This is a genomic window from Flavobacterium turcicum (assembly GCF_011365745.1).
GTDB lineage: Bacteria > Bacteroidota > Bacteroidia > Flavobacteriales > Flavobacteriaceae > Flavobacterium > Flavobacterium turcicum.
On record NZ_JAAOBY010000005.1, the window covers coordinates 216,418 to 229,188 of the forward strand.

General features: G+C 34.9%; 8 protein-coding genes. All 8 read right to left on the reverse strand.

Features of this window, described 5'->3' with window-relative positions:
• Positions 1-10 precede the first annotated feature (10 nt).
• The 8 genes from G9Q29_RS10435 to G9Q29_RS10470 all read right to left on the reverse strand — a co-directional run bounded on the left by G9Q29_RS10435 (position 11) and on the right by G9Q29_RS10470 (position 12,541).
• Complete coding sequence (locus G9Q29_RS10435) at positions 11-2,194, reverse strand: PepSY domain-containing protein (protein ID WP_166136782.1); 2,184 nt, start codon at positions 2,192-2,194, stop codon at positions 11-13.
• Between the two features lie 235 nt (positions 2,195-2,429).
• Positions 2,430-2,912, reverse strand: a complete 483-nt coding sequence (locus G9Q29_RS10440; protein ID WP_166136785.1) for a DUF2271 domain-containing protein — start codon at positions 2,910-2,912, stop codon at positions 2,430-2,432.
• Between the two features lie 16 nt (positions 2,913-2,928).
• A complete protein-coding gene (locus G9Q29_RS10445; RefSeq protein ID WP_166136788.1) occupies positions 2,929-4,419 on the reverse strand; it encodes an ankyrin repeat domain-containing protein in 1,491 nt (496 codons plus the stop codon).
• Between the two features lie 410 nt (positions 4,420-4,829).
• Positions 4,830-5,309: a DUF6265 family protein gene (locus tag G9Q29_RS10450; RefSeq protein WP_166136791.1), complete on the reverse strand. Its 480-nt coding sequence runs from the start codon at positions 5,307-5,309 to the stop codon at positions 4,830-4,832.
• A 289-nt stretch (positions 5,310-5,598) separates the two neighbouring features.
• Positions 5,599-7,929, reverse strand: a complete 2,331-nt coding sequence (locus tag G9Q29_RS10455; protein WP_166136794.1) for a type IA DNA topoisomerase — start codon at positions 7,927-7,929, stop codon at positions 5,599-5,601.
• 121 nt (positions 7,930-8,050) lie between these two features.
• The gene (locus G9Q29_RS10460; RefSeq protein WP_166136797.1) at positions 8,051-9,262 is read right to left on the reverse strand and encodes a sensor histidine kinase; all 1,212 of its coding nucleotides are present in this window, start codon (positions 9,260-9,262) and stop codon (positions 8,051-8,053) included.
• 575 nt (positions 9,263-9,837) lie between these two features.
• Positions 9,838-11,790 (reverse strand): AAA family ATPase, encoded by a 1,953-nt coding sequence (locus G9Q29_RS10465; RefSeq protein WP_166136800.1) that lies wholly within the window; start codon positions 11,788-11,790, stop codon positions 9,838-9,840.
• 196 nt (positions 11,791-11,986) lie between these two features.
• A complete protein-coding gene (locus G9Q29_RS10470) occupies positions 11,987-12,541 on the reverse strand; it encodes a hypothetical protein (RefSeq protein ID WP_166136803.1) in 555 nt (184 codons plus the stop codon).
• Positions 12,542-12,771: the final 230 nt, after the last annotated feature.

The following is a 12,771-nucleotide window of genomic DNA, read 5'->3' on the forward strand; positions in this document are numbered from 1 at the left end:
GTTCAGCCTTTTAATAACAATCAATGAGTATTTGTCCGTTTTCTTTATAAAAAGCAATACTCTTGCTGGATTGCTGTAAACAAATCGTATCAAGTACTTTTTCAACGTCTTTTTGCATCGCGAGCGACCCACAAATCAAAATCGTACCGCCATCTTGCAATAGTTTTCCAAAAAACAAGGCGTCACGCTGAATCAAATCCATCACATATTCTTGCTTACCTTCACGAGATAGTGCCAGATTAAAACTGCTCAATTGTTGCTTTGCCAGCATGTCGTTAGCAAATTGTTGGTAACCCATTACTGTTGCGGTTTGCTGACGAAAACCACAATACAAATGGGTTGCTATTTTCTTCTGATTTTGTGAAATCATTCCCAAAAATGGTGCAATACCCGTTCCGTTAGATATCATCGCTACTTGAGTTACTTTTTTAGGTAAATGAAACGATTTGTTTGAAATTATCCTTCCTTTAAAAACGCTTCCTTTCTCTAAATCATATAGGTAGTTCGAGCCCAAACCTGATGGATGTAGTTTGACTACCAATTGCATTTTTCCATTCACTTTTCCAATAGAGTAGAGGCGCTCTTGATTATCATTTGCCGGATACACAGCGAGTAAATCGCCTGAGGTATATCTAGAAAAAGTATTGGTTTGTAATGTCAACAGAAAAGTATGTTCGGTGGCTGAAATCAATGTTTTGTCGAGTACCTTTATTTTTTCAAGACCTTTTGGGACTTCATTATAAAGTGATGGAGTAGTAGATAGGTTTACGCCAGTTTGGGCGTTCCATAAGTTAATCCATGCAACAAATTCGGTAGCCGATTTGTCGTTGACTGTTTGCATTTCCAATATACGATTCGCCCATTTTTGCTGTGCTAAAGCTTTATCAACATCATTGGCAAAGGCACAAAAATCAGGATAGGCTAATGATCCAAACCCCACCACCGAAAACTGAATGGGTTGCTGTTGGGCCATTTTTTGTAAGCGTGCTAAAAAGTTAATGGCATTCGCAGGTGCATCGCCCAAGCCATGGGTTGAAGTAAAAACAATCAGTTGTTGCGCTTTTGGGTAGTTTGTGTACGAATTTAGTTCGCCCAAAAACGTTTTTTTGCCTTGCGTTACTAACTGTTTCTGAATAGCATTTGCAAATGCCAGCGTACTTCCGTTTTCTGATCCTACTAGTAAAATAATTTCACTTTCGACAGCTTTAAACATGTTTTTGATTCGGCTTGCTCTGCGTTTGAGCGTCATGGCAAAACCAGAGTAAATGAAAAATAAAATATTGATGCTAGCCAGCGCCAAAACTATTGCCCATAAAATGCTCGTGCGACCCGTGTGCAAATCTAAATTCCATTCGGTTGCAATGGTTTGCAACGGAAAAAGAGTTTCGCTCATGATGGCACCCGTTTGTTGGTTCACTTCAATTTCACGGTCGTGTAGTGTGATGATGTAAAAATCTTCGGGATCGTCAGAGAATGGGAATTCAATTTTTTTAACCTCGCTTAAAAGAGTTGTCGAAAAGAAATTAGTAGTCGCTTTTGCAGGAGAAACGGTTTGATTGGTTGGTTCACTAGTCTTTTTTTCTAGGAAAAAATTAAATTTTTCTAAAGTTAAATACGTTCCAGAAACGGAAAGTAAAATTATAGGAATCAATGATAAGCGACCCAAATACACATGATAATATTGCGCAAAATTCTCCTTTATGATTTTGGAGTACAACGCTTTGAAACCTTTTTGGCGGTTGAGCAATAAGGCAAAACCTGAAATAGCAATCAAAAGCAATAAAAAAGAAACAAAACCTACAATAAATCGTCCCGTTTCTTTAAGAAAAAGGGAGCGATGCAAGGCGGTTGTCCATTGTATGAATTCACTTTTTTGCTCTGGTGTTCCTAAAATTTTGGCTGTTTTTGCATCAACATACGCATTTACATCATTGCCTTTTTGATCGATACCTTGTAGGGTTACAAATTGATTGTGATCTACTGTGAGTTCAGTGATTTCAGGATATGTTTTTCGTAAAACAGGAAAGGTTTGGTCAAGGCTGATGGCATCAAAATTAGCAATCTTGTAGGGCGGCGTTTTTTCTTGAATGGCATCAACGGCAAGGATTACTCCCGTAACCGATGCCAATACTAAGAATGCAGTAGAAAAAATGGCTAAAGTTAAGTGTGCGGAACGCCAAAAAGAAAGTGTCATGTTGAAAAGGTATTTTCAGGACTCCAAAAGTCGGTTCGAGAAAAGGAGCGGGATATTAAAAAGTTACTGCTTGATCAACGCAGATTTGTGTTTCAGGTGGTTTTGCGTGAGGGGTTGCAGTGGAGCTCTTTTTTATAAAGGCTTTTTTTGCCTTTATAAAAAAAGCGGGAACGGAAGACCCGACCCGACTTTTTTTAAAGAGGGTCACGCCCCAAAAAAAACGTTGTTTTGTTTTTTAAATTTTGTTCAAACGCACGTAGCGAATGTAGTTTTTGCCTTCGGTTTTTGCGGCAATTCCCTCCGTTGTTAAAGGAATTTCAAGATCGGCAGTGTGGTATTTTTGATCTTCTACCGATGTTTCAAAACGCAATTTAAAACCTTTGTTGATTTTAGCATCTTCGATTTCGATGGTGGTAATACTACGATCACCGCCCGTTACCGATGCGCCCGTTTTAGCACTGATGTTCTCTGGTTTTTTCGAATAAAATTTATGCCATTCTTTAATGGTTTTGTACCATTTTTTATCGTCGCCCATAACGTATAAGGTTTTTACGTATTCGCCTTTGGCATTGACCAACGACACTACGATATATGCGCCCTCGCCCATGTAGTTAGACATTTGCAACATGCATTTGTATTTGCTTGTTTGGGCTGTAGACGACGCAGATACGAGGAATAAAAAGGCTATGGAAAGGCTGATTTTTAAGATTGATTTCATGTGTTGATGCTATTTTTTATTTTAAAAAGTCTAAAGAAATTTTGTTTTGAATTAACGACTCGTTTTCTTGTGCTAAGGCATACGGACTTTCATCAAAGTCGGTTAAAATGTCTTTTTTGGCACCGATAGAAATAAGGTATTTCAAGATCGTATCGTCTTTTGCAATAAGAGCTGCTTTGTGTAATGCAGTTAAGCCATCTTTGTTTTTAGCATTTGGATCGATGTTTAATGTGGCTAATTTTTGCAACAGAGAAAGGTCGTTTTTAACTACGGCAAAATGCAGTAAAGTGTTGCCATCTTTTTGGGGAGTAGCCAAATTTAGGCCTTTGTCCTGCAAAAGTTTAATTTTTATTTCAAACGGATCAGCAGTAGTGGCTCCACGAGGTGCAGGTCGGTAGGATTGTACGAGATAGAATCCCAAATTATTATTGTCTTTATCAAGTACATTTACGTCAGCACCTTTGTTTAAAAGTGCGGTAATTGCTTCTGGAGTTCCTGATTTAACTGCCATTGTTAGCGCGGATTCGCCTTTGTTGTTTTTAGCATTGCTATTTTTTACCACTCCTAAAAATATGTCTAAAGCGGCATTGTCACGAGCAGTTGCGGCAATCATTAAAGGTGTCGTGCCGTCAATAGTTGCTGCATTGGCATCTACACCTTGCGAAAGAAAGTAGTTGATGATAGCCGTTTGGTTGGGTTTATTGGCTAAATAACGCAACACATTTTCGCCTGATTTATTGGTAGCTGTGGCTTTTATTTTTAAAGTTTCGACTAAATATTTAAAAGTTTCCAATGAAGTAGTTTCACGGCGTGTACCTTGTGCGGCAAACAATAAAGCGTTGTTGCTGTATTTTACGCCTTTGTCTAAAAGCGATTGTAAAAGAGCGGTATTGCCTGATTTGGCAGCATAGTCAAATGCGGTGTTTCCTGCAGTATCAGTGTCTTTTAGTGATAATCCTTTTGAGGTGAAATAAGTAGCAAGACTTAAGTTTTTATCGGCTGCAATCGACATGAGTAGCAGCGTCACTCCATCTTTGTATTTTTTCTTTGGGTCGGCACCGGCTTTAAAAAAAGCTTCATAAAGTGCTGGATTATTTTGTCCACCGATGGCTGCGAATGTTAAAGGAGTTTCACCCTTACTGTCTTCAAGATTTATGTCTGATCCTTTTTTGATGAGGTATTCAACTAACGCTACATTTCCTTTGTTGGCAGCCCAATGCAGATAAATACGGCTGTCGTGCGTAATTTTAGTTACTTCATTTCCGGGTTGGTCTATCAAGAACTGAATAGTAGCTAAAGGTGCATCATTATTGATGGCCATTACGGTTGCATCAAATGCGTTTGAAGTAGATGCCGCTGGATTATTTCCTTTTGCAATTTCAGCTTGTACAGTAGCCACATCTGGAGCGGTTTTCCAGAAGGCTTGCTCTAAAAGACTGTTTTTTTGTTGTGCATTCATCCATGCGGTGGTGCAAAGGGTAAGTGCTAGTATGAGATTTTTTTTCATAAGATTTATGATGCTTAAGTATGTTCTGTTGTATTGATTATTTAGATTAAATAAAAATAATACAAATGTAAAAATTAAATTAATATCTTCGGCAATAATTGTGGCAATTATCACAAAAAATTAAGATTTGTTAGCTAAATAATTCAAGCTTTCGTTTACCTTATTTATTTGCCTATTTGGATGTTAAAAACAAGAAAAGGTTTAATCGCATACAGTCTGACTTGCAATGCCTTTCTTTGTGTTTTTTTAAATTAATCTTTGGCAAACATTTATCATCAATAAGAAAGTTGCTTTAAAAGTTGCAATGAAATAGAGGTTTTATTAAAAGTAAGTACACTAAATTGTTTGATTTTTGACATAAAAAAAACTCACTGCAAATGAGTGAGTTATATTAAAAGTAGTTAAAACTTCTATTTGATTTTTTTTAATCCAAATTGTTCGGAGCTCGGCTTGCCAAGCAGTTTTCCCGAAATTTGAGCTACAATACTATCAGAATTGACTTTGGTATAGGTTATTTTTTGTGGAAAATCGTTTTTTAGGTTTTCAAAAATGACTTGCTTTTCGGTTTGAGATAATAAAGGGAATGCAACTGGCTTGTCGTTGTTTTGTCCTTTGATCGTTGCAGTGTAGGTGAGTTGTTGTCCTATTTGTTGCAAATTAATTGTTTCAAAATGCACGGTATCTTTGGTATTGATAAAATAAGAGGTAGCCGAAAAGGTACTATCGTTTTCTTGCTTCCAATTTTCTTTTAAACTTCCTTCAGCTGATTTGCTCTCCCAATTTCCTAGAAGCCAAGTGGCCGCTTTTATTTTTTCTTTCTCGGTTGTTTCTTGATTTTTACAAGCAACCAAAGCAAGCAGAAGTAGTAACGAGGTTGTTTTCTGAAACATAAGCTTAAAATTAGAAGGTTATTTTTAACAAGCTAAAGTATAAAAAAAAGGTATTGGTTTGGCTTTTTTAAAGTTTGAATTCTTGAAAATTAATCGAGTTTTATCTTAATCGTAATTTGACCAAAGCAGCTAGGATATTTTGAGATTGAAATTTAATCAAACCTCAAAAACTTAGCCTTAATTGCACTACGAATACATTTTTGAAGAATTTCTCACTCAAGTCTTTTCTCTCTTAATCCAACTTCAATGACCTGATATGTCTGATATGGTTTGAAATAAATTTATGCTTTTAAATGTTCGATTTCAAAATAGCATACACCAATTCTTTTGTTGGTTTTTGCTCTTGCAATTGCGTACGAACCTGTTCAAAAGTTACTTTAAAGGTACATCCGGATTTGTAATGACTACAACCGTAAGCTGTTTTTCCTTTTAAAACGGTTCCTTTTTTGCATTGCGGACATGCTAATTCGTCAGGAACAGCTTTTGCAACTGTCTTTTTTGTTTCCAAAACAAGTTGGAAATTTTCGTCAAAACGCAGCAGTCCTTCAACTGTTCCAGTTTCGGTTTTAAAATCCTTCAAGTTCACCGTTGATCCTTTTTGAAGTAATCTTATAAATTGATTTTCGGATATTTTTTTATCACTAAAAATAAATAGCAATTTAAAATTACAACCCGTTTTATAATTGGTACAACCGTAAGCAGCTTTTCCTTTCAGTAAGGTTCCTGTTTTGCATTTCGGACAGGTTTCGGTCAAAATCCCCACAGCTTTCTTTTTTTCTGTTTTTGCAACTAATTTTGGGCTGGTGGCAACCTGCGAAATGTTGGCGCGCCTGCTTTCGCTGCGCACTTCGTCAACCAAAGTGGCCACCATCATTTTCATGTTTTTGATGAACGAGCCAGCTGTAAAAGTTCCTTTTTCAATATCTTTTAATTGTTTTTCCCAAGTTCCGGTTAACTCTGCTGATTTCACCAATTCGTTCTGAATCGTGTCTATCAATTGAATGCCGGTTGTAGTAGGTAAAACTTGTTTTTTATTTCGAACGATGTATTGTCTCCTAAAAAGTGTTTCAATAATATTCGCTCGTGTTGACGGTCTACCAATACCATTTTCTTTCATCAATTCGCGCAAGTCTTCATCGTCAATTTGTTTTCCTGCTGTTTCCATGGCGCGTAACAAAGTAGCTTCGGTAAATTGGTTGGGAGCTTTGGTTTCTTTTTCTAAAAAGGAAGGTTGGTGTGGTCCTTTTTCGCCAACAACAAAACGGGGTAAAATATCAGCTTCTTTTTCCTTGGCGTTTGAGCTGAGCCTTTCGGCTTCGCTCAAGACAGGCCTTGTCGAAGCTTCGAAAACGCTACGAAAACCTTTTTTCAGAATTTCTTTACCCGTAGTTTTAAATAATACTTCGGCTGCTTTGCCTACAACAGTGGTATTGGCAACCAAACAATCATCATAAAAAACGGCAATAAAGCGTTTGGTAATTATGTCATAGACCTGTTGTTGATTGTATTGCAAATTGTTTTGTACCCCGGTCGGAATTATAGCATGGTGATCGGTTACTTTTTTATCGTTGAAAACCTTAGGCGATTTTTTAATTTTTTTTTCCAAAAGCGGTTGCGTCAACGCCGCATAATTGGTTAATTTTTGCAAAATACCTGGCACTTTAGGGTAAATATCGCTCGGCAAAAAAGTAGTGTCCACTCTAGGGTAGGTGACCACTTTTTGTTCGTACAGTGTTTGAACAATTTTTAAAGTCTCGTCTGCCGAAAAACCAAATTTTGTATTGCAATACACCTGTAAGCCCGTTAAGTCAAACAGTTTTGGAGCGTATTCGTTTCCGTTTTTTTTATCGATCGAAACAATTTCAAACTCGCTTTCTTTTACTTTGTTGGCCAAAAGTTCTCCATCTTCTTTATTTAAAAAGCGACCATCTTCATAGCTAAAAAGCGTATCTCTGTACAAGGTTTGCAATTCCCAATAGGGTTGCGGTTTAAAATTTTCGATTTCCTTGAAACGGTCCACTACCATTGCCAAGGTTGGAGTTTGCACTCGACCAATTGAAAGTACTTGTTTGTATCCGCCGTGTTTTACAGTGTACAAGCGTGTTGCATTCATGCCCAAAAGCCAATCGCCAATGGCTCTTGAAAATCCGGCGTAGTATAAATTATCGTAGTTTGAAGCAGGTTTTAGGTTCTGGAAACCCTCTTTTATGGCTTCGGTCGTTAAGGATGAAATCCACAACCGTTGCACTTTGCCTTTGTAATTGGCTTCGGTCATTACCCAGCGCTGAATCAGCTCTCCCTCTTGCCCAGCATCGCCACAATTGATAACCAATTCAGCTTGGTCAAATAATTTTTTAATGATTTTAAATTGCTTCTGAATCCCCGAATTCGCTACTATTTTCGTTTCAAATTTCTCGGGTAGCATAGGTAAATTATTCAAATCCCAGCTTTTCCAATGCGGTTTGTAATCGTTGGGTTCTTTCAAGGTACACAAATGCCCAAAGGTGTATGTAACCGCGTAGCCATTGCCTTCAAAATAGCCATCGTGCTTGGTATTAGCACCCAAAACAGCTGCTATTTCACGCGCTACACTTGGTTTTTCGGCAATGCAAACCTTCATTTTTTACTATTTTTTTTGATGGCGCAAATCTAGGAATTTACAAATAGGTCTTGAAATTAATTCAGCAGTAATTATGAACGACAATTTTTAGAAAAAGAATTAGGAATACATCAGGAGAATGCTATTGCAGTTCGGGTAAGTAAATATGAAAAGTAGATCCTTCATTTATTTCAGATTCGGCAGTGATTTTTCCGCCATGATTTTCAACGATTTTGCGAGCAATGGTCAAGCCAATGCCTGTTCCTTCGTATTCTTTGCGATCATGAAGGCGTTGAAAAATTTCAAAAATTTTATCCTTGTATTGTTTTTCAAAACCAATGCCATTATCAGTTATGGTTATTATATGGTAATTAGTATTCAATATCATTTTGTCAGGCTGAGTCGCATCGAAAGTGATTAGTTTACTATCGATTTTTACAATTGGAGTTCTTGATGAAGGACAAAATTTTAACGAATTACTTATGATATTTTGTAAAAGTTGACGGAATTGAAACGGTATGATAGTTATGTTTTCTGCATTAGCAATTTCAATTACTGCTTTCTTTTCAGCTAAATCTTCTTTGAGCATGGCCATTGCTTCTTCTACAATTTCCTTCAGGTTGCAAGACACAAACTTGCGTTGTGTGGTGCTTGTTCTAGAGTAGGCAAGTAGGTCATTAATTAAAGTCTGCATGTGTAGGGCCGAAAGTTTGGTTCGCTCTACGTAATATTTGCCCATGGCTGATAAATTGTCATATTCTTCAACAAAAATACGTCCCGAAAAAGATTGAATTTTACGCAGCGGTTCCTGCAAATCATGACTAGAAATATAGGTAAACGATTCAATTTCTTTGTTAGCCAACAGGAGTTCATTGGCTCTTTTTTCCTTTTCTTGATTTTGAAATTCCAATTCGGTATTAGCAACAGCAAGCTCTTCGGCTCGTTTTTGCTTTTCCTGGTTTTGATATTGGAGTTCGATATTCGCAAGCGCCAATTCGTTTGCTCTGTTTTGTTTTTCTTGATTTTGATACGCCAGTTCTTTATTGGCTATGAGTAATTCTTGCGCTCTTTTTTCTTTTTCTTGATTTTGATAAGCCAGTTCTTTATTAGCAATTAGTAATTCCTGCGCTCTTTTTTCTTTTTCAATATTTTGATTAATAAGCTCTTGGTTGGCAATTTGGAGTTGATGGGCTAATTCGGCATTCTCGACGCTTTGCTTTTTTAGTAAGTCATTGAGTGTTTGTAATTCGCGCTTTTGCTGCTCTGTTTCCATAATTTGCTGCGCTAAATTATGGTTCGTTTCTTTTAATAGTGCTTGCTCGTCATTTGCTTCCATATCCTCTTTTTGCACCATTATATTATTTGCTTTTATAAAATTGAAAGGCAAAGATAGACTAACTAATGATGCTAAACTACTATCGGTATTTTATAAAGTGGAACATTATTGTTTGTAAATGAATTATCGTCTGATTAATTAAATACAAGTATCTACTTTATTTTGAGTTTGGCAGTGCTATTTTTTAGTTTTAGTATAAAATTGGTAAACGATTTAGCCAAAATAGTACAAATGACGTCGAAGGCGGAGAACTTCACCAAACAGGGCATTTTTAAGCTGTCCTCAATTTTTAGCTTTGTTTTTTAGGTAGCAGTCGTTTTGTTTTCATAACACGCACATTCCCGCTATCCGTTACAATCTTTACTGCCGAACTCCGGCAGCAAAGGATTTTCACTGCTATCGGGGCTTAGCAGTCGTTGCGCTATTTCAGAAGGCGAGTGGCGGTTTTGATAAAGTACAAAAGCAGCTCAATAACAAGCTGCTTTTGTGTTGTTGAAGACACTTTTCCTCCTAACAAATCAGTAAATAAAAAGGCGAAGTCAGGAGACTTCGCCTAGCAGTGGTTGCGCAACAACTACGGCTGTTGTGCGTAGTTATTTTATTCGTTTTTTGATGTTTTTGATCCACGTCATATCTTCTATTTCATTAAAAAAAGGTTGTTTGGATATTTCTATATATTTTTTTGCAAATCGTATTTTATTATAACCTTCATTTCCATCAAAAAAGTCTTTGATACTTTTCTTTTCACTAGTTTTCAAATCTAAAAATTCACTTGAGTTTTTAGCATTCTCTAAAAGTTTGTTTTCAAGGAATATTTTTTTGATTTTTTGATCTTCCTCTGAAAATTCCATTAAGGCTTGATAATATAAAATTGCATTTAAACAATCTTCGATTTCAGTTGGTGGATTTGTCAAATTATTGTTTATATCAATTAGCACTGTGCCTTCTTCTTTATTTATTAATCTTTCAAAAAATAAATTTTTATTTGTTTCGTAAGGAACGTCGACCTTTTCGTTGTCGGTATCAATTAAGCAGAAAACTTTTCCTTTAATACTATAATCTGGGTCTTTTATTGGAGATAAAAGATACATATAAATTTTGCGTACCTCTTTATAACTTCCCATAGGAAGAATTCTTAAATTATTATTTTTAATTTCTGCTTTAAAAATTTCTTCAAAGTAAATTTTTTCAGATAATCCTTCGCAAATAATCCAATTATAATTATTCTCTTGTAATAAAGAAAAGACAATTGATTGAACTAAATCATTGTAACTTTTTATGTTGTAATCAATAGGTAACTGTCCTTTAATTTTTTTCCTTGATTGAGTAATTGTTTCGCGATAATTATATAGGTTGAAGTAATCTACTGTAATTTCATTTTTACTATTCTTTCTAATTGATGTAGCACTTCCTTTTGTAACTACAGGAAGATAGCCATACCAATGAGTTGAAATTATTATTTGATGATTTTGTTTACTAATGCCAATTAGTTTTTCAAATTGTCCATAACAACTTGAAATGTGTAATGATGCCTCTGGTTCATCAATTGCTAGAATTATATTACTATCTCGATCACTATTTTTTAGTAAAAACGAATAAGCAACATCAATTAATGCTTTCCTTTTTTCACCCGAACTTAATTCGCTTACTGGAATTCTTTTTGTATCGTTTTCTGATTTTTTGTTAAGTACTTTTATTGAAAAATATGCCTCTATAATTTTCGATACTAAATCTGGCATTGTTAAACTATTTTTGAAATGCCCTTTATATTCATATATTTCCAAAACGCCTTCGATGTCTTTTACAAATGTATCTAAATCCTTATTAATTTGTTTTAGTGTTGCTGGTTTGATTGCTTTTTCAATCTCTGATTGAATATTTCTATCCATCAGTTTTTGCATATCTTGGGTTTCTAACTTTGTATATGTGTAAACATCTGTTTCTACAGGAATATATATGTAAGAATAATGAGAAATTATATAGTCATAAAATCCTTTAAAATATTTTTGTAATTCGTCTTCTTCGTGCTGAATTAGTGGATTTTCATTAATAAAATCTAAATAGTTATGATAAGAACCAAAATAAATTCCGCTTTCATTGAACTTTTTGCCAATAAGAATAAGCAAGTATTCTTGATTATCATAAACTGCTTTTAATTCTTCTCTATGATTATAAAATTCATCAAGTGATTTTGATTTTGTTTTTATTTTTGTGTTCCATAGAAAATTTGAAAGTTTTACTGCTTTCTCAAAGTTTTCTAAATCCTCTTTTTTACTTTTTTTTAAAACGTCCTTTTTTATTATAAAAACTGGCGCTATAAATGGAATATTTGCGCCACCAAGACCGCCTTCGTTTTTTGCTTCGTTATTTATTGGCCATTCTTGATTATTTTTTTTGTTTATGGCGCAATCCAAAGCTTCAAGTATTGAACTCTTTCCAACTCCATTTTCTCCAATAAGACTTGAAAAACCATTTCCTTCTGAAATTGGAATGAAGCTAATTCCTTTATAAATTTTAAAATGTCTTAAGAAGAGAGAAGTTATCATAATATCTTTTAATTTTCTTTATATCTTGTTTGTTTTGAGTGTCTTAGGTGTAATTAAGGATAGTGTTCTCGCGCTGTAAGCAGTTTGGGACTATATCAAGCTCATTATTCGGATTAGCCAAATCTCCCAAACACAGAACCATATTTAAATTAAGCCTAATACCACAATTGCTTGTAGCGTGTGCTATGTGCTGTTTTTATTTTGAAATTGAATTTGATTTGAATGAATTGATTATTGGTTCCATTCGACCTACAAGTTTATCTTTGTAACCTATGTTTGTCCACGACATTATTTGATAAAGGTTTTTCTCGTCTTCCAGAATTGCGTATCTGTAATAAACTCCTTTTCCATTTTCTAAATCCTTACCGCTCATTGAGAAAAAAATAGCATTACAAGAGTTAATTTTGGTAACACCATAATCGGAGGTTTTGAAATCTGCTGTAATTTCATTGAAATGATTAGTTATCACTTTGTAATACCCAAACAAGCTCGGAGAAACTTTATGAACGCCCATTTTTATTCCATTTTGAAAACCTTCTTTTGTTTCTTCTAACACGATAAAATGCAAATCTTCTTCGGATTTTCGAAACTGAACTTTAGCTAATTCATTCATTTCATCAGTTCTTTCAAAATCTGAAGGAGCTTCTATTGAATAATTTTCTGTAAAAATTCTTTCATTTTTATTTTCGCTTTTATCACACGAGAAAATACAAATTAAAAATGTTAAAAAGATAATTTTTTTTAAGTGCATTTAGTATATATTTTTTTGTTTTTACCTGTTAAATTAGCAATTCTGTTCTGTACAAATAGCACACAACTTGTTTATATATCCTACTCTATTGCTCCAATCTCCCTATATTCGGTTTGATAATCGGCAGTTTGTATCAATTTTGTATGTCATTCAAATATATAATTTATTTCCGAAAAAGCTGATAAAAACGTACTTCTATAATAGTAATCTATTTTCTTATGAATTTTATG

What these genes read in the sequence shown, in the direction of transcription:
- G9Q29_RS10470 (WP_166136803.1), bottom strand. Translation starts at nt 12,541, where the DNA reads ATGCACTTAAAAAAAATTATCTTTTTAACATTTTTAATTTGTATTTTC.
- G9Q29_RS10465 (WP_166136800.1), bottom strand. Translation starts at nt 11,790, where the DNA reads ATGATAACTTCTCTCTTCTTAAGACATTTTAAAATTTATAAAGGAATT.
- G9Q29_RS10435 (WP_166136782.1), bottom strand. Translation starts at nt 2,194, where the DNA reads ATGACACTTTCTTTTTGGCGTTCCGCACACTTAACTTTAGCCATTTTT.
- G9Q29_RS10455 (WP_166136794.1), bottom strand. Translation starts at nt 7,929, where the DNA reads ATGAAGGTTTGCATTGCCGAAAAACCAAGTGTAGCGCGTGAAATAGCA.
- G9Q29_RS10445 (WP_166136788.1), bottom strand. Translation starts at nt 4,419, where the DNA reads ATGAAAAAAAATCTCATACTAGCACTTACCCTTTGCACCACCGCATGG.
- G9Q29_RS10440 (WP_166136785.1), bottom strand. Translation starts at nt 2,912, where the DNA reads ATGAAATCAATCTTAAAAATCAGCCTTTCCATAGCCTTTTTATTCCTC.
- G9Q29_RS10450 (WP_166136791.1), bottom strand. Translation starts at nt 5,309, where the DNA reads ATGTTTCAGAAAACAACCTCGTTACTACTTCTGCTTGCTTTGGTTGCT.
- G9Q29_RS10460 (WP_166136797.1), bottom strand. Translation starts at nt 9,262, where the DNA reads ATGGTGCAAAAAGAGGATATGGAAGCAAATGACGAGCAAGCACTATTA.